Annotated in this window: 28 protein-coding genes; 11 read left to right on the forward strand and 17 right to left on the reverse strand. The window is 69.8% G+C overall.

What is annotated here, in order from left to right:
* Positions 1 to 7: 7 nt before the first annotated feature.
* Positions 8 to 883 carry an ATP-binding protein gene (locus tag JOE48_RS25430; RefSeq protein ID WP_210033908.1) on the reverse strand — a complete coding sequence of 292 codons (876 nt, stop codon included), beginning with the start codon at positions 881 to 883 and terminating at the stop codon, positions 8 to 10.
* A gap of 167 nt (positions 884 to 1,050) precedes the next feature.
* Between JOE48_RS25430 and JOE48_RS25435 the strand changes: the two genes are divergently transcribed.
* The 5 genes from JOE48_RS25435 (at position 1,051) to JOE48_RS25455 (ending at position 4,982) form a co-directional block, all read left to right on the forward strand.
* Complete coding sequence (locus JOE48_RS25435) at positions 1,051 to 1,494, forward strand: OsmC family protein (protein WP_210033910.1); 444 nt, start codon at positions 1,051 to 1,053, stop codon at positions 1,492 to 1,494.
* A gap of 80 nt (positions 1,495 to 1,574) precedes the next feature.
* Positions 1,575 to 1,940 (forward strand): nuclear transport factor 2 family protein, encoded by a 366-nt coding sequence (locus JOE48_RS25440; RefSeq protein ID WP_210033912.1) that lies wholly within the window; start codon positions 1,575 to 1,577, stop codon positions 1,938 to 1,940.
* 287 nt (positions 1,941 to 2,227) lie between these two features.
* Complete coding sequence (gene serS, locus JOE48_RS25445; RefSeq protein ID WP_210033913.1) at positions 2,228 to 3,574, forward strand: serine--tRNA ligase; 1,347 nt, start codon at positions 2,228 to 2,230, stop codon at positions 3,572 to 3,574.
* Positions 3,574 to 4,338, forward strand: coding sequence for a 5'/3'-nucleotidase SurE (gene surE, locus JOE48_RS25450; protein ID WP_210033915.1), 765 nt, complete (start codon positions 3,574 to 3,576; stop codon positions 4,336 to 4,338). Before serS ends, surE begins: the two co-directional genes overlap by 1 nt.
* Positions 4,335 to 4,982: a methyltransferase domain-containing protein gene (locus JOE48_RS25455; RefSeq protein ID WP_210033916.1), complete on the forward strand. Its 648-nt coding sequence runs from the start codon at positions 4,335 to 4,337 to the stop codon at positions 4,980 to 4,982. The genes surE and JOE48_RS25455 overlap by 4 nt, the downstream gene beginning before the upstream one ends.
* A gap of 111 nt (positions 4,983 to 5,093) precedes the next feature.
* Here JOE48_RS25455 and JOE48_RS25460 read toward each other — a convergent pair whose 3' ends face one another.
* From JOE48_RS25460 to JOE48_RS25485, 6 genes are all read right to left on the reverse strand, one after another.
* Positions 5,094 to 5,972 carry a phytoene/squalene synthase family protein gene (locus JOE48_RS25460; RefSeq protein WP_210033917.1) on the reverse strand — a complete coding sequence of 293 codons (879 nt, stop codon included), beginning with the start codon at positions 5,970 to 5,972 and terminating at the stop codon, positions 5,094 to 5,096.
* On the reverse strand, positions 5,972 to 6,370 hold the full coding sequence (locus JOE48_RS25465; RefSeq protein ID WP_210033918.1) for an Mth938-like domain-containing protein: 399 nt from the start codon (positions 6,368 to 6,370) through the stop codon (positions 5,972 to 5,974). The genes JOE48_RS25460 and JOE48_RS25465 overlap by 1 nt, the downstream gene beginning before the upstream one ends.
* A gap of 13 nt (positions 6,371 to 6,383) precedes the next feature.
* Positions 6,384 to 7,325, reverse strand: a complete 942-nt coding sequence (gene secF / locus JOE48_RS25470) for a protein translocase subunit SecF (RefSeq protein WP_210033919.1) — start codon at positions 7,323 to 7,325, stop codon at positions 6,384 to 6,386.
* Positions 7,326 to 7,574: 249 nt separating this feature from the next.
* Complete coding sequence (gene secD / locus JOE48_RS25475; protein WP_210033921.1) at positions 7,575 to 9,179, reverse strand: protein translocase subunit SecD; 1,605 nt, start codon at positions 9,177 to 9,179, stop codon at positions 7,575 to 7,577.
* Positions 9,180 to 9,236: 57 nt separating this feature from the next.
* Positions 9,237 to 9,569 (reverse strand): preprotein translocase subunit YajC, encoded by a 333-nt coding sequence (yajC, locus tag JOE48_RS25480; protein WP_210033924.1) that lies wholly within the window; start codon positions 9,567 to 9,569, stop codon positions 9,237 to 9,239.
* A 132-nt stretch (positions 9,570 to 9,701) separates the two neighbouring features.
* Complete coding sequence (locus JOE48_RS25485) at positions 9,702 to 10,583, reverse strand: alpha/beta fold hydrolase (protein WP_210033925.1); 882 nt, start codon at positions 10,581 to 10,583, stop codon at positions 9,702 to 9,704.
* Between the two features lie 125 nt (positions 10,584 to 10,708).
* On the opposite strand from JOE48_RS25485, the gene JOE48_RS25490 reads away from it, so the two are divergent.
* On the forward strand, positions 10,709 to 11,131 hold the full coding sequence (locus JOE48_RS25490; protein ID WP_210033927.1) for a YidB family protein: 423 nt from the start codon (positions 10,709 to 10,711) through the stop codon (positions 11,129 to 11,131).
* Here the strand turns inward: JOE48_RS25490 and JOE48_RS25495 are convergent.
* Positions 11,128 to 11,397, reverse strand: a complete 270-nt coding sequence (locus tag JOE48_RS25495; protein ID WP_210033928.1) for a hypothetical protein — start codon at positions 11,395 to 11,397, stop codon at positions 11,128 to 11,130. The two genes, JOE48_RS25490 and JOE48_RS25495, sit on opposite strands and share 4 nt — an antisense overlap.
* 163 nt (positions 11,398 to 11,560) lie before the next feature.
* On the opposite strand from JOE48_RS25495, the gene JOE48_RS25500 reads away from it, so the two are divergent.
* Positions 11,561 to 11,902 (forward strand): YidB family protein, encoded by a 342-nt coding sequence (locus JOE48_RS25500; protein ID WP_210033929.1) that lies wholly within the window; start codon positions 11,561 to 11,563, stop codon positions 11,900 to 11,902.
* A 341-nt stretch (positions 11,903 to 12,243) separates the two neighbouring features.
* Here JOE48_RS25500 and JOE48_RS25505 read toward each other — a convergent pair whose 3' ends face one another.
* The gene (locus JOE48_RS25505; RefSeq protein WP_210033930.1) at positions 12,244 to 13,725 is read right to left on the reverse strand and encodes a peptidoglycan DD-metalloendopeptidase family protein; all 1,482 of its coding nucleotides are present in this window, start codon (positions 13,723 to 13,725) and stop codon (positions 12,244 to 12,246) included.
* A gap of 191 nt (positions 13,726 to 13,916) precedes the next feature.
* Here JOE48_RS25505 and JOE48_RS25510 point away from each other — a divergent pair, with 191 nt between their 5' ends.
* Positions 13,917 to 14,471, forward strand: coding sequence for a GNAT family N-acetyltransferase (locus JOE48_RS25510; RefSeq protein ID WP_210033931.1), 555 nt, complete (start codon positions 13,917 to 13,919; stop codon positions 14,469 to 14,471).
* 139 nt (positions 14,472 to 14,610) lie between these two features.
* On the opposite strand, the gene JOE48_RS25515 is transcribed toward JOE48_RS25510, so the two are convergent.
* The 7 genes from JOE48_RS25515 to JOE48_RS25545 form a co-directional block, all read right to left on the reverse strand.
* Positions 14,611 to 15,888 (reverse strand): porin, encoded by a 1,278-nt coding sequence (locus tag JOE48_RS25515; RefSeq protein ID WP_210033932.1) that lies wholly within the window; start codon positions 15,886 to 15,888, stop codon positions 14,611 to 14,613.
* A 223-nt stretch (positions 15,889 to 16,111) separates the two neighbouring features.
* A complete protein-coding gene (locus tag JOE48_RS25520) occupies positions 16,112 to 16,960 on the reverse strand; it encodes a 23S rRNA (adenine(2030)-N(6))-methyltransferase RlmJ (protein ID WP_210033933.1) in 849 nt (282 codons plus the stop codon).
* Positions 16,961 to 17,026: 66 nt separating this feature from the next.
* Positions 17,027 to 17,689, reverse strand: coding sequence for a ribonuclease T2 family protein (locus tag JOE48_RS25525; protein ID WP_210033934.1), 663 nt, complete (start codon positions 17,687 to 17,689; stop codon positions 17,027 to 17,029).
* A 2-nt stretch (positions 17,690 to 17,691) separates the two neighbouring features.
* Positions 17,692 to 18,153: a hypothetical protein gene (locus JOE48_RS25530; RefSeq protein ID WP_210036050.1), complete on the reverse strand. Its 462-nt coding sequence runs from the start codon at positions 18,151 to 18,153 to the stop codon at positions 17,692 to 17,694.
* Between the two features lie 167 nt (positions 18,154 to 18,320).
* Positions 18,321 to 18,578: a hypothetical protein gene (locus JOE48_RS25535; protein ID WP_210033935.1), complete on the reverse strand. Its 258-nt coding sequence runs from the start codon at positions 18,576 to 18,578 to the stop codon at positions 18,321 to 18,323.
* 220 nt (positions 18,579 to 18,798) lie between these two features.
* Complete coding sequence (locus JOE48_RS25540; RefSeq protein WP_210033936.1) at positions 18,799 to 20,091, reverse strand: App1 family protein; 1,293 nt, start codon at positions 20,089 to 20,091, stop codon at positions 18,799 to 18,801.
* A gap of 15 nt (positions 20,092 to 20,106) precedes the next feature.
* On the reverse strand, positions 20,107 to 20,505 hold the full coding sequence (locus tag JOE48_RS25545) for a DUF3775 domain-containing protein (protein WP_210033937.1): 399 nt from the start codon (positions 20,503 to 20,505) through the stop codon (positions 20,107 to 20,109).
* A gap of 335 nt (positions 20,506 to 20,840) precedes the next feature.
* On the opposite strand from JOE48_RS25545, the gene JOE48_RS25550 reads away from it, so the two are divergent.
* Both JOE48_RS25550 and JOE48_RS25555 read left to right on the forward strand, forming a co-directional pair.
* The gene (locus tag JOE48_RS25550) at positions 20,841 to 22,286 is read left to right on the forward strand and encodes a hypothetical protein (RefSeq protein ID WP_210036051.1); all 1,446 of its coding nucleotides are present in this window, start codon (positions 20,841 to 20,843) and stop codon (positions 22,284 to 22,286) included.
* A gap of 61 nt (positions 22,287 to 22,347) precedes the next feature.
* Complete coding sequence (locus tag JOE48_RS25555) at positions 22,348 to 23,670, forward strand: HlyC/CorC family transporter (RefSeq protein WP_210033939.1); 1,323 nt, start codon at positions 22,348 to 22,350, stop codon at positions 23,668 to 23,670.
* A 131-nt stretch (positions 23,671 to 23,801) separates the two neighbouring features.
* On the opposite strand, the gene JOE48_RS25560 is transcribed toward JOE48_RS25555, so the two are convergent.
* Complete coding sequence (locus JOE48_RS25560) at positions 23,802 to 25,190, reverse strand: aminotransferase (RefSeq protein ID WP_210033941.1); 1,389 nt, start codon at positions 25,188 to 25,190, stop codon at positions 23,802 to 23,804.
* Between the two features lie 139 nt (positions 25,191 to 25,329).
* On the opposite strand from JOE48_RS25560, the gene JOE48_RS25565 reads away from it, so the two are divergent.
* Entirely contained in the window at positions 25,330 to 25,863 is a 534-nt protein-coding gene (locus JOE48_RS25565; RefSeq protein ID WP_210033943.1) for a hypothetical protein, read from the forward strand.
* The last annotated feature ends 246 nt before the right edge of the window (positions 25,864 to 26,109 follow it).

Raw genomic sequence — 26,109 nt, forward strand, 5'->3', positions numbered from 1 at the left:
GCCCCCGTCAGTCCAGCGTCTTGCCGAGCCGGCCCGCCAGATCCTGGATGAACTGGAAGGCGGTGCGGCCCGAGCGCGAGCCGCGTGTGGTGGCCCATTCCAGGGACTCGGCCCGTAGCTGCTCCGGCGGCACGGCGAGGCCGTAGCGGTCGGCATAGGCGCGGATCATCGCCAGGTACTCGTCCTGGCTGCACTTGTGGAAGCCGAGCCAGAGGCCGAACCGATCCGAGAGCGAGACCTTCTCCTCCACGGCCTCGCCGGGATTGATCGCGGTCGAGCGCTCGTTCTCCATCATGTCGCGGGCCAGCAGATGCCGGCGGTTGGAGGTGGCGTAGAACAGCACGTTGCCCGGCCGCCCCTCGATGCCGCCGTCGAGCGCCGTCTTGAGCGACTTGTACGAGGTGTCGTCGGCGTCGAAGGAAAGGTCGTCGCAGTAGACGAGCCAGCGATGCGGGTCGGGCCGCAGCAGCCCCATCAGGTCCGGCAGCGCCTCGATGTCCTCGCGGTGGATCTCGACGAGCTTCATCGGCAGGCTGCCGGAGGGCCGGCGGGCGTTGATCTCGGCGTGGGCCGCCTTGACCAGAGAGGACTTGCCCATGCCGCGGGCGCCCCACAGCAGGGCGTTGTTGGCCGGCAGCCCGCGGGCGAACCGCTCGGTGTTCTCCACCAGCGTATCGCGCGCCCGGTCGATACCGGTGAGGAGCCCCATCTCGACTCGCGCCACCTGCGGCACCGGGGTCAGCCGGCGCTCGGGCCCCCACAGGAAGGCGTCTGCGGCGTCCGGGTCGAAGGCCGGCGGGACGGCGGGCGCGGCCCGCTCCAGCGCGGTGGCGATGCGCTCCAGGAGCGGCATCAGCGTGTCGAGGGTCGCAGGGCTCGTCATCGGATCGGGGGGTTCGCGTGCAGGTCGGTCAGGCGGTCGGTTCTACGGGGAAGACCCAGGGAAATCATCCGTATCTGGATGCATGACGCAGGTCTTCCGAACGCGAACCTGGATCGGGCGTTGGATATCCCGGCAGGTCGAACCAACACGCCCGCCGGGGAGCATCGATGGAAACGGAACCGACGATCCGGATCACCCAGGTCGCCGATTACATCTTCACGGTGGATTTCGGTTCGACCCTGCCGGCGCTCATCACCGACGAGGCGCCGCCGATCGGTGGCGGGACTGGGCCTTTCCCCGAGCAGCTTCTGATCTCCGGGGTCGCGAACTGCCTCTGCGCCAGCCTCGTCTTCGCCCTGGGCAAGTTCCGCCAGGAGGCGCAGGGCGTCGCGGCCGAGGCATCCTGCCGGGTGGAGCGCAACGCCGAGGGGCGGCTGCGCGTCACCGGGATCGGCGTCCACATCCAGCTCGGCGCGGCCGCCGCCGACATGCCGCGGATCGACCGGGTGCTGGAGCAGTTCGAGCGGTTCTGCACCGTCTCGGAGAGCGTGAAGGCTGGGATCCCGGTCGCCGTCTCGGTGGCCGACCGCGACGGCACGCGCCTGAAATGACCGGCGCGACGGGGAAAGATCGGCCGCCGGGCGCATTGCTGCAACACCAACCAGTCGCAGGCGCCGGCCGAGGAGACGCCATGACGGACCAGACACGTGAGCCCGCCCGCAACCCCGAGGCGCTGGCCGCCCTGTTCAACCGACGCGCCAATGCCGGCGATGTCGAGGGCCTCGTCGCCCTCTACGAGCCCGACGCGGTGCTGGCGGCCGGCCGCGTCGTCGCCACCGGCCATGCCGAGATCCGGACCTTCTACGCCGACCTGCTGGCGCGCAAATCGGACTTCCCCGAGCCGGAAACGCCGCCGCCCCTGCGCAACGGCGTGCTGGCGATGACTTTCGCGCGGCTGCCCAACGGCGCGTTCTCGGTGGAGGTCGCCCGCGAGCAGGCGGACGGGACGTGGCTCTGGGCGATCGACCAGCTCAAGCTCGCGCCGCCGAAGGCGTGACAGGCGGCCCCTTTGTCACCGCCGTGTCATCCCGGGGCCGCGCAGCGGGAGCCGGGATCCAGACGCACAAACGTGCCAGGTGCTGGCGCGCGTAGCGGTCCTGGATTGCCCGCCTCCGGCGTGCCCCTCCGGGTCCGGGCTCGCCTGCGGCGCCCCGCAACGACGGAATTCGGGCGAATGCCGATCCGAGGCGGACCGGTCCGTTTCCCGCGCTTGTCCGGCCGGACGCGATGCGGCAAAGCGGAGCCCGCGCGCTCAACCCCGCGCAGAAGATCCGAGCCGACTCGATGCACGACATCCGCGCCATCCGGGAGAACCCGGACGCCTTCGACCGCGACCTCGCCCGCCGGGGCCTCGCGCCGCTCTCGGCCGCGCTGATTGCCCTCGACGAGGCGCGGAAATCGTCCGTCTCGGCCGCGCAGGCCAATCAGGAGCGGCGCAACGCGCTGGCCAAGGAGATCGGCGGCGCCAAGAAGGCGAAGGACGAGGACCGCGCCGCGGCCCTGATGGCCGAGGTCGCGGAGCTGAAGGCTGCCGAGCCGGAGCTGAAAACCGCGCAGGACGCGGCCGACAAGACCCTGGCCGACCGGCTCGCCGCGATCCCGAACCGGCCGAAGCCGGACGTGCCGGAGGGCGCCGACGAGCACGGCAACGTCCTCTACCGCAGCCACGCCGCGACCCGCGAGCGGCTGGCCGAGGGGAAGGAGCATTTCGAGCTCGGCGAGGCCACGGGCCTGATGGATTTCGAGGCAGCGGCCAAGTTGTCCGGCTCGCGCTTCGTGGTGCTGAAGGGTCAGCTCGCGCGACTGGAGCGGGCACTCGGCCAGTTCATGCTCGACCTGCACACGCAGGAGCACGGCTACCTGGAGGTGGCGCCACCGGTGCTGGTGCGCGACGCCGCCATGTTCGGCACGGCGCAGCTGCCGAAGTTCGAGGACGACCAGTTCTCGGTCTTCAAGGGCCTCGATTACGTCAGGTCGCTGCAGGGGCAGGCCGGCGCGGGTTCCGCGCCCGTCAGCGACGAGCATTTCTGGCTCGTGCCCACCGCCGAGGTGCCTCTGACGAACCTCGTCCGCGAGGCGATCCTCCGCGAGGAAGAACTTCCCCTGCGCTTCACCGCGCTGACCCCCTGCTTTCGGGCCGAGGCAGGCGCGGCGGGGCGTGATACCCGCGGCATGCTGCGTCAGCACCAGTTCAGCAAGGTCGAGCTGGTTTCGATCACGACGCCGGAGGAATCCGCCAACGAGCACGAGCGGATGCTGACCAGCGCCGAGGCGGTCCTGAAGAAGCTGGATCTGCCCTACCGGGTGATGACCCTCTGCACCGGCGACATGGGCTTCGCGAGCCAAAAGACCTACGACATCGAGGTCTGGGTGCCGGGCCAGCGCACCCACCGCGAGATCTCCTCGTGCTCGGTCTGCGGCGACTTCCAGGCGCGGCGGATGAACGCCCGCTACAGGGGCAAGGACGGCAAACCGGCCTATGTCCACACCCTCAACGGCTCGGGCGTGGCGGTCGGCCGCGCGCTGATCGCCGTGATGGAGAACTACCAGAACCCGGACGGAAGCATCACGATTCCGTCGGTGCTCCACCCTTACATGGGCGGGCTCAACCGGATCGAGGGCACCCGCTGATGCGCATCCTGGTCACCAACGACGACGGCATCCATGCACCGGGGCTCAGTACCCTGGAGGAGATCGCCCGGGAGCTCTCGGACGATGTCTGGGTCGTGGCGCCCGAGAGCGACCAGTCGGGCGTGTCGCACTCGCTCTCGCTCAACGACCCGCTGCGGCTGCGGCAGGTCTCTGAGCAGCGCTTCGCCGTGAAGGGCACGCCGTCAGACTGCGTGATCCTGGGCGTGCGCCACATCCTGAGCGATCACGGGCCGGACCTCGTTCTGTCGGGGGTGAACCGCGGCCAGAACGTCGCCGAGGACGTGACCTATTCGGGCACGATCGCGGCCGCCATGGAGGGCACGATCCTCGGCATCCGCTCCATCGCCATGAGTCAGGCCTACGGCGCCGGCGGGCGCGGCGCGCTCAAGTGGGACTGCGCCCGGACGCACGGTGCGAAGGTCGTCCGCAAGATCCTGGAGACCGGGATCGAGCCCGGCATCCTGGTCAACGTGAACTTCCCGGACTGCGAGCCGGGCGACGTGCAGGGCATCGCGGTGGCCGCGCAGGGCTTTCGCAATCAGGCGCTGCTGTCGATCGACGCGCGGGTCGACGGGCGCGGCAACCCGTATTTCTGGCTCGCCTTCGCCAAGGCCCGGTTCGAGCCGGGCCACGGCTCGGATCTGAAGGCCATCGCCGAGAAGCGGATCTCGGTCACGCCCCTGCGCCTCGACCTCACCGACGAGCCGACGCTGACGCGATTCGCGCAGGCCTTCGCCGAGTGATCGATCTGGGCAGCCTGGAGGCGGCTGCCGGCAATGCGGCCTTCGTGATGGCGCTCCGGGGGCGGGGCCTTCGGGACACCGCGGTTTTGCGGGCCATGGAGCAGGTGCCGCGTGAGGCCTTCGCGCCGTCGCAGCACCGGGAGCATGCCAGGCGGGACATAGCCCTGCCCCTGGCCTGCGGCGCGTCCATGACGGCGCCCTCCACCGTGGCGCTCATGCTGGCGCTGCTGCGCGTCGGACCTGGCCAACGCGTGCTCGAGATCGGCACCGGCTCGGGCTACGTGACGGCGCTCCTTGCCCGGCTCGGAGCGAGTGCGGTGCTGAGCCTGGAACGCTCGGTGACGCTCGCCGTCGAGGCGACGCGGCGGCTCGCGGCACTCCCGGAGGCGCACGTCGTCCGGGCGGACGGTCTGGCACCGGAACTGCCGGACGGCGGCTTCGATAGGATCCTCGTGCACGGCAGCGTAGAGGCGATCCCGCCGCACTGGCGCGCGGCGCTCGAACCCGGCGGACGGCTGGTCACGGGTCTCAGCGGCGACGGGCTGTGCCGGGCCGCCGTGCTGGCGTCGCCGGAGGCCGAAGCGGAGCGGGGCGCGCCGGTGCGCCTCGCGGCGCTGGTGCCGGGGTTAGCGCGGGTTCTCTGATACCGCTCCGTCATCGCGAGCGTAGCGAAGCGATCCAGGGCAGCGCGACAGGCGTGCGCGTGGCGGCGCCGGATTGCTTCGCTGTGCTCGCAAAGACGGCGAAGCCACCGCTCACCCGATCCGCCGCGACGCCCGCCACAGGCGCCACAGCCGGCGCCAGCGCGGCATCTCGACGAGCGTGTTGAGCGGATCGTAGGATGCTCGCTCCATGACGGCGAGGTAGGGCTCCACCAGGGCCACAGGCAGGAACGCCGCCCCCGCCGAGGGCGCGATGGTCGGGCGCGCCGCCTCGAAGGCCTTCAGGTGCTGCCGGGCAAGGGCGCGCAGGTCGGCGCAGGCGCGCCGCAGGCCCGGCCCGCCGCGGCCCGTGACGATGTCCTCGCGGGTGACGCCGTAGCGGCCGAGGATCTCGGTCGGCAGGTAGACCTGCCCCGAACGGGCGTGCCAGGGCAGGGCGCGCAGCAGCCCCGTGATGCCGTAGGCCACGCCGGCATGGCCGGCCGCCCCCGCGCCGCCCGGCTCAGTGCCGTTGCCGATCACGAGGCTCGCCAGCCGGAACAGGGCCGAGGCGGTCTCGCCGCAATAACCCTCCAAGTCGTTCACCCGGGGCATCGGGTCTTCGTAGAGGTCGAACACCCGGGCATCGATCAGATCGACGAAGGGTTGGCGGCCGAGGCGGTTGACCCGGATCGCCTCTTCGAGCGCCGCCGCCACCGGGTTGGCGCGCACGTCGCCCCGCGCCTCGCCCTGAAGGGCGTCGCGCCACCATTGCAGGCGGATCTCACCGGCCATCGGGTTCGAGGCGGCCTCGCGCACCCGGGCGACGGTCAGGCTGAAGGCGTAGAGCGCGAACAGGTGCGGGCGGGCGGCGGCCGGGGCGAACAGGGTCGCGTAGTAGCGGTCCGGATCGCCGGCCCGCACGAGTTCCTCGCAATGGGACTGCGCGAAGGCGAGCCCGGTCTCGGCCGTCTTGCCGTCGGCCTCCGGCATCAGGTCACCGCGATCAGCGCGGCCGCAACCTTGCGGTTCTCGGCCACCAGGATGTTGTAGGTGCGGGCGGCGGCGCCGGTCTGCATCACGTCGAGCCCGACTCCGAAATCCTTGAGCCAGCTGCGCAGCGCCGGGTCGATCGCCGCGATGTCGAGGCCGGTGCCGACGAGAAGCAGCTCGATTCCCGCGGCCTCTGCCTGGACCGGGCGGAGCGCCGTGCGGTCAATGGCCCGGGGCTCCGTCACGTCCCAGGCGCGCACCCCCGAGGGCAGCATCAGGATCGAGCCGCGATGCGACATGCCGGCGAAGCGGAAGCCGCCATTGCCGTAGGTGTCAATGATGTGCCGCCCCGGCACGAAGCCGGAGTCAAAAGTTTTCGGGCTTGGCTGATCGGCCATATCGGAAAAAAGACTACTCCGCCGGTTGCGGGACGCTCGACCGCTCGGCCGCCGCGCGGGCGCCCGAGAGCATCAGCCCCAGGTAGATCAACACCGGCGTCGAGACGAAGATCGCCGAATAGGTACAGATCACGACGCCGCAGAGCATCACCACGGCGAAGCCCTTGATCGCCTCGCCGCCGAACAGCACCAGCGCCAGCAGCGACAGGGACGACGAGATCGACGTCATCACCGTGCGCGACATGGTCGAGTTGATCGACAGGTTGAGCAGGTCGACGGTGGGGATGGTCTTGTACCGGCGCATCAGCTCGCGGGTCCGGTCGAACACCACGACGGTCTCGTTGAGCGAGTAGCCCACGATCGTCAGGATCGCGGCGATCGAGGTCATGTTGAACTCGATGCGGGTGATGATGAACACGCCGACCGTCAGCACGATGTCGTGGAGGGTGCCGACGATGGCGCCGAGGGCCAGCTCCCGCTCGAACCGGAACCACAGGTAGAGCAACACCGCCACGACCGAGAGCACGACGCCGAGCGTGCCGGACTGGACCAGCTCGCCGGAGACGCGCGGACCCACCGTCTCGGTGCGGCGGAAGTCGTAATCCTTGTCGAAGGCGGCGTGCGCCTTGTTCATCACCGCGGTCTGACCCTGCTCGCCGGGCTGGAGCGGCAGGCGGACCAGCACGGTGCCCTGGTTGCCGAGTTCCTGCACCTCCGGCTCGCCGAAGCCGAAGCCGGCGGCGGTGTGCCGGATCGACGCCACGTCGGCCGTGCCGGACTTCGCCTGCAACTCGACCAGGGTGCCGCCCTTGAAGTCGATGCCGAAGTTCAGCCCGATGGTCAGGAACAGCACCACGGTCGCGAGCGAGAGCAGCGCCGAGAGCGGGAAGGTGAAACGCCGGAATCGCATGAAGTCGAAATGCGATTCATCGGGCCAGAGGCGGAGCAGGCGCATGGTCGGTCTCGATAGGCGGAGCCGCGGAGCGAACTCGTCCGGAACCGCCGTCCTCCCGGGGGCGCCCGCAGGGCGAACCCGGAAACCAGATCCGCGACGGCGCCAGGGCGGGCTTCGTCGGCGTGTCTGGATCCCGGGCCCTGCTGCGCAGCCCCGGGATGACGGGGTGGGTCGCCCGATCGGGCAATCAGACGAGAGACGCTTCGCCAACCTCCTGAAAAAGCTCTTGGGCGTGCAACGAGCCCGTCGTCAGAACGGCAAGGCCTTCGGTCGGAAGGCCTTATACCACACAGCGATCATCATCCGCGTCAGCGTCACCGCGGTGATGACCGTGGTCAGGATGCCGAGGATGAACACCACGGCGAAGCCCTTCACCGGGCCCGAGCCAAGGAAGAACAGGATCAGGGCGGCGATCGCCATGGTCGAGTTCGAATCGATGATGGTGGCGAAGGCCCGGTCGAAGCCCGCCTGCAGCGCCGAGATCAGCGAGCGGCCGGCATGGCTCTCCTCGCGCATGCGCTCGTAGATCAGCACGTTGGAATCCACCGCCGTGCCGATCGTGAGCACGATGCCGGCGATGCCCGGAAGCGTCATGGTCGCCTCCAGTACCGACATCAGGCCCAGGATCAGCCCGACGTGGACCATGAGGGCGATGTTGGCGATGAAGCCGAAGGTGCCGTAGGTCGCGAACATGAAGGCGACCACCAGGGCCGCCGCCACCAGGGTCGCGAGCTTGCCGGCCTCGATCGAATCGCGGCCGAGGCCCGGCCCGACGACGCGGCGCTCGACCACGGTGAACTTCGCCGGCAGCGCGCCGGCGCGCAGCAGGACCGACAGGTCGTTGGCCTGCTGGACTGTGAAGTTGCCGGTGATCTGGCCCGAGCCGCCGGTGATCGCAGAGCGGATCACGGGAGCCGAGACCACCTCGTTGTCGAGCACGATCGCCATGCGCCGGCCGACATTCTCCGAGGTCGCCTGCCCGAAGCGCTGGGCGCCCCGCAGGTTGAACTTGAAGCTCACCATCGGCTCGTGGGATTGCTGATCGAAGGACGGCTGCGCGTCGGTCAGCTCGCCGCCATCGGCCATGACCCGGCGCTCGACCGGCACCTTGGCGCCCTTCTCGTCCTTCGACGGCAGCATGTCGACGTCGCCGGACGGGCTGTCGGCGAGCATGCGGAACTCGAGCTTGGCGGTGGAGCCGAGGAGCCTCTCGAGCCGCTCGGGATTTTGCTCGCCCGGCACCTGGATCAGGATCCGGTCGGCGCCCTGCTGCTGGATCGACGGCTCGGTGGTGCCGGTGGAATCGAGACGGCGCCGGATGACCTCGATGCCCTGGCTCACCGCCCGGCGGGTCCGGTCGGTGATGCCGGCATCGGTCAGCGTCAGGCGGATCACGCCGCCGGGCTGCTCGGAGACGTCGAGGGTCCGGGCCGCCGTCTGGCCGAGCGACGTGGTGATCGGCAGCGACAGTTCCTGGAGCTTCGGCAGGACCTTGGCCCGGGCCGCGTCGTCCGCGACCTTCACCTGGACGCCCCGCTGGAGCAGGCCGATGCCGCCATCGGCGCGGACGTTCTCCTGCTGGAGCACGCGGCGAACGTCGTCGCGCAGGGCCTTGGCCTGAGAGGCGATCAGCTCGTTCTGATCGACCTCGAGCAGGAGCTGCGAGCCGCCCTGCAGGTCGAGCCCGAGCACGATGGCGCGGGTCGGCACCACCCAGGCGGGGAACCAGGCGGGCAGGCTGGCGACGAAGCCCTTGCGCTGCTCGGGCGAGAAGAAGCTCGGCACGGCGAGCATCAGCCCCACCAGGATCAAGCCCAGCGTCGCGATGATCTTCGCACGGGAGAAGCGCAGCATCGGCCGTCTTTTTCTCTTGTGGGTCGGCGCGTTACGCCGGCCAGTTCAACCGGGGATTCAGGCGGCCTTGACCGAGCCCTTGGCCCGGACCTCGGAGATCATCGTCCGGACCACCCGCACGCGGACGTTCGGGGCGATCTCCACCTCGATCTCCGGCTGATCGTCCGCCGCCTTGGTCACCCGCCCGACGAGGCCGCCATTGGTGACGATCGTGTCGTCCCGGCGCACGGACTTGAGCAGGGTCTGGTGGTCCTTGACCCGCTTCTGCTGCGGCCGCAGGATCAAGAAGTACATGATCACGAAGATCAGGACGAACGGGATCACCTGAAAGGCGATCTCCGCTCCGCCAGCGGCCGTACCGGCCCCTTGCGCGAAGGCGGGGGTGATCAACGAGCGTCTCCTGCAAATGGCGATCGGGCCTGCCGCCGGTTTTCGGCGTGGGCAGACCTATCGAAAAGCGCGCGGACTATAGCCAGGGGCTTCCCGAAAGCAACGTCGAAGCGACGGGCATCGGCGGCGGCGTCAGAGAAGGGCGCGCACCGCCGCCGCGAAGGCTTCGGGTGCCTCCTGTGGAAAGTTGTGGCCCACCCCCGCGACGATCTCACGCCGATACGGGCCGGTGAAGTGGCGGGCATCGGTGTCGGCCGCCGAGGGCGGCGCAACGCCGTCGTCGGCGCCGAGCAGCACGATCGACGGAACGGTGATCGCCGGCTGGGCGGCGAGCCGAGCCTCGATCTGGACGAGTGCCGGGTCGCTGGGCACCAGTCCGAAGCGGTGGCGGTAGGAATGCACCACCACGTCGACGAAATCGGGATTGTCGAAGGACAGGGCGGTCTGCGCGTAGGTAGCCGCGTCGAAGGCCCAGCTCGGCGACCAGAGCTGCCAGAGCAGGCGGCAGAACGCCTCCCGGTCGCCCGTGAGGCCAGCGCGACCGCGTTCGCCGTGCAGGTAGTACTGATACCAGAGCCGATGCTCCGCCTCGGGCGCGACAGGCCGCGAGGCGGCCGGGATATTCTGGATGTTGTAGCCGACGCCGCAACTCACCAGCCCCTGGGCCCGGTCCGGCCAGAGCGCCGAGACCACGCAGGCGGCCCGGCCGCCCCAATCGTAGCCGGCCAGCACGGCGCGCGCGATGCCGAGGGCGTCCAGGAAGGCCAGCAGGTCGGCTCCGAGCGCCGCCTGCTCGCCTGAGCGTGGCGTCGCCGCATCCAGGAACCGCGTCGGCCCGTAGCCGCGCAGGTAGGGCACGAGGCAGCGGATTCCGGTGGCGGCGAGCCGCTCGGCAGCTGCGGTGCAGGCGCGGGCGTCGTACGGGAAACCGTGGAGCAGCACGGTGGGCGGCCCGTCGGGCGGCCCGAATTCCAGATAGGCGACGTCGAGGATACCGGCCTGAACACGCTTCATGGATGGCTCCCGCAAGGCCGAGACAGGGATCCTAACCGCGTCCCGCGCAATTGCCGCACGCGCTTGCCGGCGCCGATCCGCGCCCGACTTTCCCACGCGGTTGACAAGCGCGACGGAGGACTTTGATGGGCCTGCTCGACGGTGCGAAGAACTTGATCGGCGACGTTGCGGCTGCAACCGACCGGGTTCTGGAGCGGACCGGGAGCGGCAAGCTAGCCCTGACGATGGCAAAATTCTATCCCGGCGGCCTCCCCGCCTTCCTCGACCGCCTGCGAGGGGCCGGCCACGGCGACGCCGTCGCGTCCTGGCTGGCTACAGGGACGGGGCCGGAGGCGCGCCAATCGGTGCCGGCGGCCGCCATCGCGCGCTGCCTGCCGGAGGGCGTCGCGGAGCGTCTCGCCTATGACCTGGGTGTGCCGGAGGGCCGCGTGGCCGTCGTCCTGTCGGAGTTCCTGCCGGCCGCCGTGGCGGAGCAGAGCGAGAACGGGCGGCTGAAACCGCAGCCGAATTTCAGCACCCAGGTGCGATCAGCGCCCGGCGTCCCCTAAGGGGTCGCGCATTTCATCAGGGGCGGAGCGGTCGCGCAGCTCAGGTAGCAGGTCTGTTTCGCGAAGCAGAACCAGGAGAGCTCACCGCTCTTGAGGCAGGCCCCGCCACAATGGCGGTACGTGCCGAAGAGCGGCCGGACAAACACCGCGTCCGTGAGGGCGCGCGCCTCCGCGAGCCGGGACGTTTCGGGAGGCGCCGCGAGGGCCGCGCCCCACCAGACCGAGAGAATCAGGGGCAGGACCAGCGATCGGACCGGAAATCTCATGACCGCTCGACCGTAAGACGTATTGCGGGCCGTCATTCCGGGCCACGGCCGAACTCCTGTCGACTAAATTGCGGTTCACGCCGTCCGGTCGCGCCGCAGGTCTCTCGCTCTTCGGGCGCGGTGCTCTACTATCGCCGTCAACGATTCACGACAGGAGACCCGCATGAGCCTGTTCAATTCCCTCGGGGGCTCCCTCGGGCAGATGGCGCTCAAGGCGTTGCCCGGCGTCATCCAGCAGGTGCTTCCCGGCGGGCTCAACGCACTCGTCGAGCAGCTCCGCCGTTCGGGCTACGAAAGCCAGGTCAATTCCTGGCTCGGCCGCGGACCGAACGAGCCGATCACGGCGGATGACCTGCGCAAGGTCCTCGACAACGATCAGGTCCGCCAGATCGCGCAGAAGCTCGGCATCCCGGTGGATCAGCTGTTTCCGACCCTGGCGCAGGCGCTGCCGGAGGCGGTGGACCACCACAGCCCTGACGGCACTCTGCAGGCGCCGAAGGTCTGAGCGCGCCGCGCGGCACGTCTGTCTTCGCAGCCGGCCGGATCCGCTTCGGAGATCGCGCCTCGGCGGGGCCGTCCCAGGGCAGTCCGGAATCCCGACGCGTGGGCTGGGCGGATCTCGCGCATCGACGGGTCTGCTGCCAGTCCAGGGTGATCGCTCCGGCAGAACCGTCCCTGCGAGCGGAGCAATCCGGTCGGCGCGACGACGGCTGAGGGCGCGCTGCCCTGGGTCACTTCGCTGCGGTCCTGACGACGGAGACGTTCCCAGCCGCCCGTTCCTGGGCCGCAAACGCGAGCGGCGGCCCCTCTCGGGACCGCCGCCGGTCACGGCCGGATCCGCACCGTTCAGTTGCTGGCGAGCTGGGACATCGGATCCACGGGCGAGCCGCCCTTGCGGATCTCGAAGTGCAGCTGCGGCGAGGTGACGTTGCCGGAGGCGCCGGACTTCGCGATGGTCTGGCCGCGCTTGACCTTCTCACCGGGCTTCACGTCGATCTCGCCATTGTGGGCGTAGGCCGAGACGTAGCCGTTGGCATGGCGCACCAGCACGAGCTTGCCGTAGCCCTTCACGTCCGAGCCGGCATACGCGACCGTGCCTTCCTCGGCCGCCTTGACCGGCGTGCCCTCCGGCACGGCGATGTTGATGCCCTCGTTGCCGGAGCTGCCGTAGCCGGCGATCACCCGGCCCTTGGCGGGCCAGCGGAAGCTCTCCGACGGCGTCGCATCGGCGACGGAACCAGTGGCGGCGGGCTCGGATTTGGCCGGAGGCGCCGCCGCCGCAACCGGCTTCGGAACCTCCTTGGCGGCGACCTTCTCGACCTTCTCCGCGGCGGCCGCCTTCTGGGCAGCCTCCTTGGCGGCCTTGGCTTCCGCAAGCTTCTGCGCGGCTTCGGCCTTCGCGGCGGCCTTCGCCTCGGCCTTGGCCTCCGTCGCCTTAGCCTCCGCCTTCGCCTCAGCCTTGGCCTTCGCCTCGACCTTGGGGTCCGCCTTCTTCTCGTCAGCCTTGGCGACTTGTCCGGGGCGCACGTGCCGCGGCTTCTCGTCGTCCTTCGCCGCGTTGTCCTTGCGGGTCTTGGCCTCTGCGACCTTCCGGGCCGCGGCGTCGCGGGCGAGCGCCTCCTTGCGCTCCGCCTCCTTCTCGGCGGCGGCCCGCTTGGACGTCTCCTTCGCGGTCTCCTTGGCGGCCTGCTTGGTTTCCTCGCGCTTGGCGGCTTCCTTGGCCTCCTCGCGCTTCGTGGCGAGCTTGCTGTCGACCTGCTTGGCGTCCTCGCGCTTCTCCTCGGCCGCCCGGGCCGGGCGAGCGGTCATCGGGGCCGCGGCCGGGTTCATGCCGGAGGCGTTGTAGACCGGGATCACGAGCTGCCGACCCGGGGTGATCTGGCTCGCGCTGGTCAGGCCGTTGGCGGCCAGGATCGCCGAGGCGGGCACGCCGAAGCGGGTGGACATCTGGTTCAGGCTGTCGTTCTGCGACACGGTGATCTGCGTGCCACCCTGAGCGCTCCAGCCGACCGGGCCGGTGGAGGCGACGCGGGTCGCGGGCGCGGCGGCATGTGTCTGAGCCGGCGCGGCGGCCGCGACCGGGCGCGGGGCGCCGGGCGGGCTCAGCGCCTCCGACTGGATGCGGCCGGTCCGGACCGGGGGCACGGATTTAAGGCTGCCATCCGGCAGGCTTCCCGTGGCGGCGGGCTCCGAATCGAACGGGTTCGAGAAGGGGTTGCTCAGACGCGACGCGTCCGAAGAACAGGCAGCGGCTGCACCGCCAATGATGCCGATGAGGGCGACGCGCGACAGCGTCCGCAACATCTGACCCGTACCGCGCACCCGCATCGACGCACCCGTTTGCCTGAACGCAACCTGATGCGCCAATGAAGACGGATTCAGGTTAAGCAACCGTTCCCGTTCAGCATGTCTGCGACCGTGGCGCGAAGACTTCTTGAGAGGTTCGCGCATCACGCGGGATGATCGGGGGGGCCGGCTTCGTGCCTTTTCCGTCCCGGCCGGCACCCCACATCGAGGGGATGTTCACCATCCGCGCCGCCCGCGACAGCCTTGCCGATCTGCCTGCGATCGAGACCGCGCGCCTGTCGGTTGCGGCCCTCCGGCTCGAGGATGCGCAAGCCCTCCGTCGCCTTACGGACGATCCGGCAATCACCGCGGCGGTGGACTTCCTGCCCGCCCCGTTCACCCTGCAGGATGCCGAGGATCTGATCCGTAGCGGAACCCGCGGCCAGGACCGCTTCCTCGGCGCCTGGACGCGGGAATCAGGCGGGACCGGTGCGCAGCAGTCCTCGGCGGGGCGCGACCTCGTCGGGGTGGTCGGAACCCATCTGCGCGGGGCCGGCGTGATCGAGATCGGCTACTGGATCGGCGGCGCCGCCCGCGGGCGCGGCTATGCCTTCGAAGCCGTCTCGGCGGTCATCGCATTCCTGGGCGGGCGCTTCCCGGCACGGAGCGTCGTGGCGGAGTGCCGCCCCGCCAATATCGCGTCCTGGGGTCTTCTGGAGAAACTCGGCTTCCAAGATTCCGGGGAGGAGGGGCACAGGCCGGGGCGCCGCCTGCTTCGGCGAGCGTGATCGCCGGAACCGTCCTGCCGGCCGCGGCGCATGCCCGCGCCGCTGCGGACGGGGCTTCTTCCGCCCGGAAACGAAAAGCCCCCGGCAGTGCGCCGAGGGCTTGTCGGGAACCGGCCCGAGGACCGGCCGTCAGACCGGATCAGAAGGTGATGCCGGTCTCGACCATGTAACGGTCTTGGGAGGTCCGATTGCCGGTCCGCCCGAAGCCGGTCCCGAGCGTTCCCTCCGCGAGGTTGCCGCGGGTGATGCCGCCGAGCTCCACATGGGCGTACTCCACGCGGAAGAAGTAGCGATCGAAGGTGAAGGTCGGCGTGACAGTGACCGAGAACGCGTTGCTGCCGGCGCCGAAGCCCAGCAGGTTCGTTCCGCCCGAACCCCGGACGCCCGTCTGCTCGGTGTACTCGACGCGGCCGGCCAGCGCGAAATTGTCGGTGAACGAGTAGGCCGCCAGCAGGGCGCCGCCATAGGTCGAGGCCGTGTTGCCGATCCCGACGCGCAGGTCGCGCTCGACATTGGTGAACTGGAAGTACGGCGAGATGATCCAGGGGCCGTTCGCGTAGGTGTAGTTGATGTTGAAGATGCCGCTGTTCTGCTGCGCGTTCGGCGTGGCGAACTGGTAGCGCGGGCTCCGGTCGAGGGCGTTGGTCCGGCCGACGTTCAGGCCGCCGTTGACGCCGATCGTGCTGTAGTCGTCCAGCTTGTAGGCGACGTTACCGGTGAACCACGTGATCTCGTTGGAGAAGAACCCGTCGGTTCCGGCGAGCGAGACCGAGAGCGGGCCGCTGCTGTAATTGACCTGAACGCCCTGGTTGATGAAGTTCTCCTGCACGAACAGAAGGCCGCGGTTGATGTTCAGGTTCTGGTAGGTGAACAGCAGCTCGGTGCCGATCAGGGTGAACAAGCGGCCGCCCTGAATCGACCATTCATCGTTGATCTGGATCTTGCCGTAGGCGACCGGCACCGGGCCGAACAGCAGGTCGGTCTGGGTGAAGGTTCCGAGGGTCGGGAAGCCGAGCTGCGGGATCGAGTAGCCACCGGCCTGGATGTAGAACTGGAACGCGCCCTCGGGCTTCTGGATGATGCCCTGGATGTTCGAGAAATCGAATCGTGCGGACCGGTCGCGGTCGTTGGGGGCCGCCGGGGTCGAGAACGACGCGAACGGGTTTGTCTGCGTGTAGCCGTAGCCCGTGACGGCGCCGCCCACGTAGAGGTCGCCGAGCGGGCCCGCGGAGAAGCAGGTCGGGTTCGGATTGGCCTTGATCACACCGCTATAAGCCGGGCCGAGGAGTGTGGCCTTGCAGGGTTCGGCCGGGGGCGGAACAGGCGTCGGAGCCGGGGCGGCCAGATCGGCCGCGAGAATGCTGGTCGAGGACAGCAGCACGGTGGCCAGGCCGGCCAGGGTGGATCGCTTCAGCATGATGTCGCAGCTCGTTCGGGTTCGCTCACGGTCAAGCTGACATCGCAGGGCGATTGACACAAAACTAAACATCGAGCATTTGCATATTTTTTGAGCAGATCGAGATCCCGCACAACACTCGCACAGGAAATGTGACTTTGCAGCCACATTTCTCCTCTCGGCCGCTCGCTTTCATTGCGGTGAGTTTCGAACAGCTTGGTGCGACCTGCGCAATGCTGTCGCGTCAGGCCGAAGCGCCGATCGGATCGCAGCGAAATCCTCCGAACTCATGACGCGCCAGCCGCTCGGCCAGAGCGGGAAGGAAGATCGTCGCTTCCTCGGCGAGCCGCCAGGGCGGGTTGACAACGATCAGGCCGCTGCCGGTCAGCCGTGTCGGATCGTCCGGACGGTCGATCAGCAGGTCGAGGCGCAGCGCCGGGCGGGGGAGGGCGGCGTCGAGATCCCGGACCATGCGTTCCACGACGGCGGCATCCTTGATCGGGTACCAGGCCAGGAACAGGCCGGTCGGCCACTTCGCCACCGCGCGGGCGAGGTGGGCCCCGAGCCGCTCGATTTCGCCCGGCACCTCGTAGGGCGGGTCGATCAGCACGAAGCCGCGCCGCTCGGGCGGTGGAATCTGCGCGTTGACCGCGATCCAGCCGTCGAGGTTCAACACCTTCGTGCGCGGATCGCGTTCGTAGCGCGCCCCGAGGGTGGCGGCATCTGCCGGGTGCAGCTCGACGAACACGCCCTTGTCGCCGGGGCGGAGCGCCTCGCGGATGATCGCGGGCGATCCCGGATACGCGGTCGCCCCGTCGCGTGCCTGGACTGCCGCCACGGCTGCCCGGTAGGGCGCAAGGAGCGCTTCGACGTCCGGCGCGAAGGGGGTGGCCATCCGGCCCCAGCCGTCCCGCCACTCGCCGGTGCGCGACGCCTCGTCGGCCTCAAGGTCGTAGACGCCGAGCCCCGCGAAGGCGTCCAGTGCCCGGAACGGCTTGTCCTTGAGACGCAGGTGATCGAGCACGCGCGCGAGCACGAGATGCTTGAGGACGTCGGCGTGGTTGCCGGCGTGGAAGGCGTGCCGATAATTCATGGAGACGGGCTCAAGCCGATCCCGCGTCTCGGGTCCAGCGCTGCGCGCCGAAACGGCCGAAATATCTCAGCGCGCGGCGCCGAGGGTGATCTCCGGCGCGCGGCAATTGGTGCGGGCGACCTCCGGGCAGGGGGTGAAGCCGCGCAGGTCCCTGCCGAAGCAGACCCGCACCTCCTGCAGCTGGCCCCGCGTGCAGGTGACCGCCATCATGTCGGGCCGGAGGCCGCGGTTGGCGGCCACGAATTGCCGGGCGATCTCGATGGGCGCCAGGGTCTGTGCCGAGCCGCCGCCCTTGAGGCTCTCCGGGATCGTCACCGCGAGCCGGGCCTCCCGGGCGGCGTTGAAGTAGGCGGCCGGGTCGAGTCCCGAGCAGGTGCCGTGCTTACGCCATTCGTAGCGGGCGAGGCCCTCGCTCGGATAGACCTGCCCGGCCACCTCGATCGCCTGCCGGGTCGGCGGGCGCGCCACCGCGGAGCAATTCTCGGGATATCCGCGCGCGTATTGGGGCCAGAGTCCGTGCAGGACGAAACCGAGGCCTCGCCCCGGCGCGCACTGCACGTCGTCCCGGCGCTCGCCTGCCCCGGCGCAATAGGTCGGCGACCACGACAGGGCGAGCACGTAGAAATCGAATTCGCCGGGCGCGCCCCGGCGGGCGAAGCCGCCGTAATCCTGCGCGGCGGCCGGGCCGGCGAGCAGCAGGCCGGCGAGGCAGGCGGCGAGGCCACGCATGGTCAGGGCCGCGCCATCCGGCAGGCCGTCGCATAGGCGTAAGCCAGATCGCGATCGAGACCATGGACGCAGAATTCCACGCCCCAGGTCGCCCCGATGATGCCGAGGCTCTCGCGCACGGAATAATCGACCTTCCGGCGCAAGCCATCCGACGTGGTCACGGTCGCCGTGCAGAAGCGCCGGGGATAGGTGTCGAGACCCCAGGGCCGCCAAGCGGTGCGCTCGATCGTGTCGAAGGAGACAATCGTCATCGACGAGTTCCAGAACTTCGCCTCCTTCTCGGCGAAGTTGGTCGAGACCCGTTCCAGCACCGACGGGTCCTGGCAGCCGGGAATCTGCGCGTCGAACGGAAATTCCCGCTCCTCGGCGGGCTCGATATCCTCCCGCGCCGAGCGGGCGAGGGCCGGCTGCGCGAGGGAGAGGAGGGCCAGCCCGAGGGCGAGGCCGTTCAGGATCGGGCGCATGGCGCGGGTCTCGGCGGGTGTGCGGTCCAGCATCCCGGAACGATGGCCCCGCGGACCCGCCAGTCAAGCGTCGGCGGCCCGACGGCTGTCGTTTGGCGAAAGGTGCGGCGCGGCCGCTACACCGGACCGCCGGATTCGATGCCGACGCCAGCCCAGCCCGCGCGCTGTCAGCTCGGGCGGCGGACCGCGTATCGATAGCGGCGACCGTGCGCGTCCAGAAGCTCGCTGTCGGATCCTTCCCGCCAGACGACCTCGTCGTCGGGTCTCGCGGCATTGGTCAGGGTCGCACCGCGGACGATGTCGAGGCTGAGGCCGAACCCATAATTGGTGGCGGCCGCCTCCGTGATCGCGGCCGTGATATCGGCCTCGTCGGGCAGGCAAGCGAAGAGGACGCCGTCGGCGATGGCGAGGGTGTAGGTTTGCACGGATGGGCTCCAGCAGTCTCGAAGTGCATGGACCAGCATGCGAGCGCCCGAACGTAGGCATCGGGACCGGGATGTGAACCCTCGGCATAGCGATGCTGCATTGCACCATTTCGTGAGCACAAGCTCGGCGCAAGCTTGCAGGCTTTCCGCGCAGGATCGGAATGGCGACAGCGCCGATGAGGGCGCAGCTTACGATCCGGTGCCCTTCCAGGGTCTGGGCTCAGGATCCGAGGCCCGAGAGAACGGCGGGCTTCTCAGGCTCGACCACCACGGTCGCCGGCACGGCGCCGTCACCGGCCAACGCGTCCGCGATCGCCTCCGGTGCGATCGGGGTTTTGGCCGCGTCGCCGTCAGAGCCCGGCGGCTCCGGGGTGATCCGGGCGGTCTCCCGACGCGGCCCGGTCTCGGCGTCGGCGGCGTGCTCGTCGGCGACGCCGGCCACGGCGTCGGCCGCGATCAGGCCGAGGGACGCGGCGTGTTCGGCCACCGCGACGCTGTCGGCCGCGAGAACGAGGCTCGAGCCTGCCCGGGCCACGGCCCCGGCGAGCCGGACGATCTCCTCGATCCGGCCGGCATCCCGCGACACGTTGCGGATATACACCGCCAGGACCCGGCCCGGATTCTCCTCGACGATCTGCGCGTAGACCTCCGGATCGTGCTGGCCGCTGTCGCCGATCAGCACGAAGGGCAGGTCGCGGTAGAGGGCGAGCATGTGCCGGATCAGCGCCTGCTTGTGGTCGGTCGCCCGGCGCGGCAGCGGGTGCGTCCACGACAGGCCCCATTCCCGCAGGAACAGCACCGGCCCGGCCGGGATGCCATGGCGCTGAAAGAACTCGGACAGCATCTCGTAGAGGCCCCAGGGCGCGCGGGAGACGTAGAGCATGGGGTTGCCCTCGCTGCCGCCGGCGCCGGCATGCAATGCGCGGTAGAGGGCGACGACTCCTGGAAACGCCACGCGGCTCTCGGCATCCTCGACGAACAGCCGCCAGAGCATCTTCAGCTTGTTGGCGACACCGGTGCGCATGACCGTGTCGTCGATGTCGCTGACCACGACGTATCGGCAGCCACTCGGCGGGATGAACACCGCGCCCTCGGCCGGGATCGGCGGGTCCGCCTCGAGCACCAGGCTGACCCCGTGCCACGCGCCCGCGCCGGTCGGGAGGCCACTTGGATGCAGGTGCACGCGGAAATAGCCGTCGCGGTCCGTCTCGACCCGGGCGGCATCACCGCCGAACCGGGCGGTGACCGCGGCCCCCGCAACCTTCCGCCGGGCGATGCGGCGGCGCAGGTCGCGCCACTGGGCCCGCAGGGACTCGGGATCCTCCCCGTGTATGCCGGGCGACTGCCGGAAGACGCGGCCGATCAGGAAGATCTCGTCGCGCGAGCCGTAGCCGCGGTAGGGCTCGACCACGAGCCCACCGCGGCCCTTGCCGCCATAGCCCTGCGCACGCCGGACCGGCCGGATGAGAACCCGCAGCGCCTTGATGGCGCCCCTGCGCACGCGTGAGGCCATCGCATTCGCGACCGGTCAGGCCTGCGGCAATTCGGGGCTGAGCCCCAACGCGTCGAGCCCCTCTTCCAGCATGTCCCCCGCGATCGGCGAACCCAGGAGCGTCATCATCGTGCCTTCTCCGGCAGCCTCGCGTTCCCGGGCGAAGCGCACCGCCTCACCCCATTCTTCCGGCTCCATGTCGCCGCGCCCGACATAAAACAGGGCCAGCAGCTCCGCGCGGGAATCGTCGTCGAGCCCGGCGATGAAGCTGCGGACCTCCGATTCCGTCGCATCGTCGGTGCCCGAAATCAGCACATCCGTGGCGCCGTCGTCGATCGGGTTCGAGCCCGAATCCGGATCGGTATTGCCTTCCTTCACCTCGACGGCCCGCAGCCGCACGATGATTTCTGTGACGGTTTCGACGGCGATATCCATGCGCGGGTCTCCGAACGCTGACTGGGTCGGGCCGATCGGGCCCTCAAGCCGCGACAACGGACGAGCGGGGCAACGGGTTCGCCGCCTTCCCCATCGAAGGCAGGCTGCGTGGTCCGCGCCTCTTCCCGGTTCACCGACCTTCGGCTAGAGGCTGCGAGATCTTTCCGACAACCGTGACACCATCGGCGAAAGACGTGAATTCCCCAAAGAGTACCGAAGCGTCACCTGCCGATACCGTCGAACTCAGACCACGCGCCTTCCCGTCCGGGGCCGGCGCGCCGCGTGCGCTGCTGGCCGCCGGATCCGCGCTCTGCGCCTCGGTCGCGCTCGCGTCGATGTCGCCGCAGCCCGCCGCGGCCCGCCCCGCCGCCTACGAGGCCAGCGCGCCGAGCTGCTTCATCACCGGCGGCGGCGGCCTCGAGATCTGCCGCGAAGGCTCGGAGGCCGAGGGAGTCCTGATCTCGCCGGCCCCCTGCGCGTTCGCCCGCGGCGTCCAGATCCTGCGGCTCGGCCGGACCGAGGCGCCGGGCCCGCTGCAGGCGGTCTTCCAGGGCCAGACCCCGATCGCGTCCCGCCGGCGCGACGAGCCCTGCCCGGAGCGGCGTGCCACCGACAGTCGCGATGGCGGCTCGCTGCGCACCGGCCGCAACCTGGACGCACTCGCCACGACGCTGCCGCCCTCCGCCGATCGGTTCTGGGTCGACCTGCCGGAGGAGCGGGCACCGACCCGCGGCTGGTCCGAGCCGACCCCCTCGGCCGAAGGGATTGGCCCGCGCGATCCGATCGCGGTCTCCGGCCGGGACTGGGCCGGGGAAGCCTACAGTTACGTCTTCCTGCTCGGCCAGGAGCGGGTGGGTGCCGCGGCTCCGGGGAACGACGCGCCGGAGGGGCGTCGGAGGCGCGGCCGCCGACAGGCCGAGCCGGACGGTGCCGGCGCGGGCCCGGCCGATGTCCGGCGCCGCGTGCAGATCGAGGCCCGGACCCTCGACTTCCAGACCTTCGAGATCCGCACCCGCACCCCCGACGGATACGGCCTCACCTGGACGCCGTTCGAGGCCGGCTCGGGCCGCGGACGGAGCGATCCGCCCAGCCCGGCGGCGGTGATCGACGAGACCGGCAAGCCGGTGGCCTCGGCCTGTACGGCGCCGGCCTTCGAGACCCATGGCCTCGCAGGCTCGATCAGCATCGTCGAGCGCATCTACCACTACGTCTATACCGACGTGCTCCCTGAGGATTGCGGCCTCCCGCCCGAGAAACGGCGGACCGCGCTCTACCTGCGCACGGCCCAGGACCTGGCGGGGCCAAAGGTCTGGTCCGCGGCGCGGAAGCTCGCCGGTCCGCTGCCGCCCGGGACCCTCGTGCGAATGGCGCGGGGCAAGGGCATGCAGCGCTGGGCGATCTCCTACACGTGCCAGCGCCCGGCCAACGCTCCCGGCGGCCCGGTCGCCGATATCTGCCTGCAATACACGGCCGACATGAATCTCGACGGGATCGGGGCCCTGAAGCTCTACGCCGACCCGGTGGAGGCCGGTCGCTCGCCGGCCTATCTCGGCCTGCGCTCGGGTGGCGACGGCAGCGGCCGCTACGACCGGAGCGCGCATTTCTGGATGACGGACGCGGAGGGCAACCTCGACACGCCGTTGATCTACCCGGGCACGGCCGGGTTCCTGACCTGGCTCGACCGGCTGGCGCCGACCGCCTCGGGCCGCGACGCGTCGAGCCTCTACGGCCGTCCGGTCTATTGGGCTTCGTGGACGGTGCGCCGGATCGACGCGCAATAAGTCGCGGGACCCGCTATATGGGCGACCGACCCGGCACGAGAGGCGCCCCCTGACGGACCCGATGGAAACCCATATCGACCTGTGGTTCGCCGCGAGCATCGTGGTGATCTCACTGCTGCTCTCGGCCTTCTTCGCCGGGGCCGAGACCGCCTTCACGGCCGCCTCTCGGGCGCGGATGCACGCCCTGGAACAGGCGGGCGATCCACGGGCCGCGATCGTCAACCGCATCCTGGCGATCCGCGAGCGGTTCATCGGGGCGATGCTGATCGGCTACAACATCGTGGCGATCGGCGCCTCGGCCTTCACCACCAGCGTGCTCACCGCCCTGTTCGGCAAGAGCGGCGTGATCTACGCCACAATCGGCATGTCGGTGCTGGTCATCGTCTTCGCCGAGGTGCTGCCGAAGACGCTCGCCATCTCCAAGCCCGACAAGGCGGCGCTGCTCACCGCCCGGCCGGTGGCCTTCGCGGTCGCGCTGATGGGCCCCCTCGCCATCGCGATCGAGCATCTGGTGCGGCTGATGCTGAAGCCCTTCGGGGTCACCATCGGCGAGCACCAGTCGATCCTCACCGCGGCCGAGGAGCTGCGCGGGCAGGTGGCGCTGATGCACCGCGAGGGCGGCGTCGCCAAGGCCGAGCGCGACATGCTGGGCGGCCTGCTCGACCTGTCGGACCTGACGGTCTCCGACGTCATGGTCCACCGCACCAAGATGCGGGCGATCGACGCCGACCAGCCGTCCGAGGACATCGTCCGCGCGGTCCTGTCCTCGCCCTACACGCGGATGCCCCTGTGGCGCGGCACGCCGGAGAACATCGTGGGCGTGCTCCACGCCAAGGACCTGCTGCGGGCGCTCGACGCCGCCGGGGGTGACGCTTCAGGTCTCAAGGTCGAGGCGCTGGCGCTCGAGACCTGGTTCGTGCCGGGGACGACGTCGCTGCGCGCGCAGCTCAAGGCCTTCCTGACCAAGAAGACCCACTTCGCCCTGGTGGTCGACGAGTACGGCGAGGTGATGGGGCTCGTCACCCTGGAAGACATCCTGGAGGAGATCGTCGGCGACATTGCCGACGAGCACGACGTCACCGTCTCGGGCGTGCGTCCGCAGGGCGACGGCTCGGTGAACGTCGACGGCGGCGTGCCGATCCGTGACCTCAACCGCGCCATGGATTGGAACCTGCCCGACGAGGAGGCCACCACCATCGCGGGCCTCGTCATCCACGAGGCCCGCACGATCCCCGATCAGGGGACGGCCTTCAACTTCCACGGCTTCCGGTTCCAGGTGCTGCGGAAGGCCAAGAACCGGATCACGACCTTGCGCATCACGCCGCTGACCCCGGCGGGGATCCAGGCGGCGGGTCAGCCCGAGGCACAGCGCGACGCCGTGTGAGAGCGGCGTCCGTAGAGGCCGGCGTCATGCTGGAGCTGTCGTGCTGAACGCTGTCATCCCGGGGCCGCGCAGCGGAACCCGGAATGACGATGTTTTTCTTCCGTCTTCACGCTGCGCGCGCGAGACGGACCTCAGCCCGGCATCGCCTCCAGCCCCTCGGCGCGGATCCAGTCGCGGGTGCGGTCCAGCGCCCGACCGAGCCGGTCGAACAGCGCGTCGATCTCGTCCGGCGTGATGATCAGCGGCGGGCAGACGGCGACGCGGTCGCCGGCGAGCGCCCGCACGATCAGCCCCTCGCCCTGTGCGAAGGCGACGCAGCGGGCGGCGACGCCCGCCTTCGGGTCGTATTGCCGCTTGCTGGCCTTGTCGGCCACGATCTCCAGGCCGCCGATCAACCCGATGCCGTTGGCCTCGCCCACGATGGCGTGCTCGGCGAGGGCCGACAGGCGGCCCTGGAAGAGCGGCGCCTTCTCGGCGGCCCCCTCGATCACCCGGTCGCGCCGGTAGATCTCGATCGCCTTCAACGCCACCGCGGCCGCAACCGGATGGCCCGAATAGGTCGTGCCGTGGCCGAACGTGCCGATCTTCTCGCTCTGGGCGATGAGCGCCTCGTAGAGCGGCTCGTCGATGCTCAAGCCGCCGAGCGGCATGTAGGCGGAGGTGAGCGCCTTGGCGAAGGAGATCGAGTCCGGCCGGATGCCCAGAGCCTCGCTGCCGAACCACGTGCCGAGCCGGCCGAAGCCGCAGATCACCTCGTCGGCGATCAGGCGGACGTCGTACTTGGCGAGCACCGCCTGAATAGCTGCGAAATAGCCGCGCGGCGGCACGATCGCGCCGCCCGCCCCCATCACCGGCTCGGCGATGAACGCCGCGACGGTCTCAGGCCCCTCGCGCAGGATCGTCTCCTCCAGCTCGGCGGCGAGCCGAGCCGAATAGGCTTCCTCGCTCTCACCAGGCCCGGCACCCCGGTAATGGTGTGCGGCGGCGACGTGCAGGAAGCCCGGCAACGGCAGGTCCCAGTCGGCATGGTTCGCCGCGAGCCCGGTCATCGAGGCGCTCGCCACCGTGACCCCATGGTAGCCCTTCTGGCGGGCGATGATCTTCTTCTTCTTCGGCCGGCCCAATGCGTTGTTGTAGTACCAAGTGAGCTTGACCTGCGTGTCGTTAGCCTCTGAACCCGACGATGTGAAGAAGATCTTCGAGGTCGGGACCGGCATCAGCTCCTTGAGCGTCTCGGCGAGTTCGATCCCCGGGTCGTGGCTGCGGCCCGAGAACAGGTGCGTGAAGGGCAACCGCCCCATCTGAGCCCGAGCCGCCTCGACGAGCTCCGCATTCGAATAGCCGAGCGCCGTGCACCACAGGCCGGACATGCCCTCGATGTAGGGGCGGCCCTCCGTGTCGTAGACGTGAACGCCTTCGCCACGCTCCAGCACCAGCGGACCGGTGTGCCGATGCGCCGACAGGTTCGTGTAAGGGTGGAGCAGGGTTTCGACGTCGCGGGTTGCGAGGTTCGACAGCATGGATCGCACGGTCCTCTTGAAGAGGGGAGAGCGGCCGCCACACTAGCGACCCGATGCCCGTGCAGGTAGTCCGGCGGATCCGCGGCCGGCCATTGCCGGACGCATGCCGGAAGCGACTGCCTCTCGCGACGCACGAACCATGCTCAATCCCGAAGCCTTCGTCGCACAACCCGCGCCCGGCCGCACCTGCGGCGCCTGCACGCTCTGCTGCAAGGTCTACGACGTTCCGGCGGTCGAGAGCGTCGCCGGGCAATGGTGCCGCCACACCAAGGCCGGACAGGGCTGCGCGATCCACGCCACTCGGCCCGACCATTGCCGCGCGTTCCACTGCCTGTGGATGACGGAAAGCTGGCTCGGGCCGGAATGGAAGCCGGACCGCGCCAAGATGGTGCTGAGCCTTGATCCCGTGACCCGCAACATGAACGTGCAGGTCGATCCCGGGCAGGCCAACGCCTGGCGGCGTGAGCCGTATTATGGGCAGCTCAAGCGCTGGGCCGCGGCTTCGGTGCCGCTGCGGCGGCACGTGCTGGTGCACATCAACAAAAGCACCACCGTCATCCTCCCGGACCGGGACGTCAGCCTCGGGGTGGTGGGGGCCGACGAACGCATCATATCCCGCGACAGGATGACTCCGCAGGGACCGAGCTTCGACGTGGAGAAGGTTCCTGCCTGAACGCGACGTGCGGCCGGTCTCGCGTCACCGCGCCATCCCGCAGCTGCGCATCGACGCCCGCGATCCAGATCCGGCCCACCCCGGTGAAGGGCGGCGATCAGCGACAGGGTGATGCGGTGCGCGTCGGGCTTCAGGATATCGCCGGCGAGGCGGACGGCCTGTCAGTCCGGGGGTTCGGTGCCCTCGACATCCAGCGCGGAACAACCGTCGTGGACCTGGAAATGAAAGCGCGGCATCCACGCACCC

This window comes from Methylobacterium sp. PvR107, from assembly GCF_017833295.1.
Lineage (GTDB): Bacteria > Pseudomonadota > Alphaproteobacteria > Rhizobiales > Beijerinckiaceae > Methylobacterium.

What these genes read in the sequence shown, in the direction of transcription:
- JOE48_RS25550 (WP_210036051.1), top strand. Translation starts at nt 20,841, where the DNA reads ATGTCGCCGCAGCCCGCCGCGGCCCGCCCCGCCGCCTACGAGGCCAGC.
- JOE48_RS25435 (WP_210033910.1), top strand. Translation starts at nt 1,051, where the DNA reads ATGGAAACGGAACCGACGATCCGGATCACCCAGGTCGCCGATTACATC.
- JOE48_RS25460 (WP_210033917.1), bottom strand. Translation starts at nt 5,972, where the DNA reads ATGCCGGAGGCCGACGGCAAGACGGCCGAGACCGGGCTCGCCTTCGCG.
- JOE48_RS25500 (WP_210033929.1), top strand. Translation starts at nt 11,561, where the DNA reads ATGAGCCTGTTCAATTCCCTCGGGGGCTCCCTCGGGCAGATGGCGCTC.
- surE (WP_210033915.1), top strand. Translation starts at nt 3,574, where the DNA reads ATGCGCATCCTGGTCACCAACGACGACGGCATCCATGCACCGGGGCTC.
- JOE48_RS25440 (WP_210033912.1), top strand. Translation starts at nt 1,575, where the DNA reads ATGACGGACCAGACACGTGAGCCCGCCCGCAACCCCGAGGCGCTGGCC.
- JOE48_RS25545 (WP_210033937.1), bottom strand. Translation starts at nt 20,505, where the DNA reads ATGGATATCGCCGTCGAAACCGTCACAGAAATCATCGTGCGGCTGCGG.
- JOE48_RS25520 (WP_210033933.1), bottom strand. Translation starts at nt 16,960, where the DNA reads ATGAATTATCGGCACGCCTTCCACGCCGGCAACCACGCCGACGTCCTC.
- JOE48_RS25515 (WP_210033932.1), bottom strand. Translation starts at nt 15,888, where the DNA reads ATGCTGAAGCGATCCACCCTGGCCGGCCTGGCCACCGTGCTGCTGTCC.
- JOE48_RS25560 (WP_210033941.1), bottom strand. Translation starts at nt 25,190, where the DNA reads ATGCTGTCGAACCTCGCAACCCGCGACGTCGAAACCCTGCTCCACCCT.
- secF (WP_210033919.1), bottom strand. Translation starts at nt 7,325, where the DNA reads ATGCGCCTGCTCCGCCTCTGGCCCGATGAATCGCATTTCGACTTCATG.
- JOE48_RS25540 (WP_210033936.1), bottom strand. Translation starts at nt 20,091, where the DNA reads ATGGCCTCACGCGTGCGCAGGGGCGCCATCAAGGCGCTGCGGGTTCTC.
- JOE48_RS25530 (WP_210036050.1), bottom strand. Translation starts at nt 18,153, where the DNA reads ATGCGCCCGATCCTGAACGGCCTCGCCCTCGGGCTGGCCCTCCTCTCC.
- JOE48_RS25485 (WP_210033925.1), bottom strand. Translation starts at nt 10,583, where the DNA reads ATGAAGCGTGTTCAGGCCGGTATCCTCGACGTCGCCTATCTGGAATTC.
- JOE48_RS25430 (WP_210033908.1), bottom strand. Translation starts at nt 883, where the DNA reads ATGACGAGCCCTGCGACCCTCGACACGCTGATGCCGCTCCTGGAGCGC.
- JOE48_RS25510 (WP_210033931.1), top strand. Translation starts at nt 13,917, where the DNA reads ATGTTCACCATCCGCGCCGCCCGCGACAGCCTTGCCGATCTGCCTGCG.
- JOE48_RS25495 (WP_210033928.1), bottom strand. Translation starts at nt 11,397, where the DNA reads ATGAGATTTCCGGTCCGATCGCTGGTCCTGCCCCTGATTCTCTCGGTC.
- JOE48_RS25565 (WP_210033943.1), top strand. Translation starts at nt 25,330, where the DNA reads ATGCTCAATCCCGAAGCCTTCGTCGCACAACCCGCGCCCGGCCGCACC.
- JOE48_RS25555 (WP_210033939.1), top strand. Translation starts at nt 22,348, where the DNA reads ATGGAAACCCATATCGACCTGTGGTTCGCCGCGAGCATCGTGGTGATC.
- secD (WP_210033921.1), bottom strand. Translation starts at nt 9,179, where the DNA reads ATGCTGCGCTTCTCCCGTGCGAAGATCATCGCGACGCTGGGCTTGATC.
- JOE48_RS25525 (WP_210033934.1), bottom strand. Translation starts at nt 17,689, where the DNA reads ATGCGTGGCCTCGCCGCCTGCCTCGCCGGCCTGCTGCTCGCCGGCCCG.
- serS (WP_210033913.1), top strand. Translation starts at nt 2,228, where the DNA reads ATGCACGACATCCGCGCCATCCGGGAGAACCCGGACGCCTTCGACCGC.
- JOE48_RS25490 (WP_210033927.1), top strand. Translation starts at nt 10,709, where the DNA reads ATGGGCCTGCTCGACGGTGCGAAGAACTTGATCGGCGACGTTGCGGCT.
- JOE48_RS25505 (WP_210033930.1), bottom strand. Translation starts at nt 13,725, where the DNA reads ATGCGGGTGCGCGGTACGGGTCAGATGTTGCGGACGCTGTCGCGCGTC.
- JOE48_RS25465 (WP_210033918.1), bottom strand. Translation starts at nt 6,370, where the DNA reads ATGGCCGATCAGCCAAGCCCGAAAACTTTTGACTCCGGCTTCGTGCCG.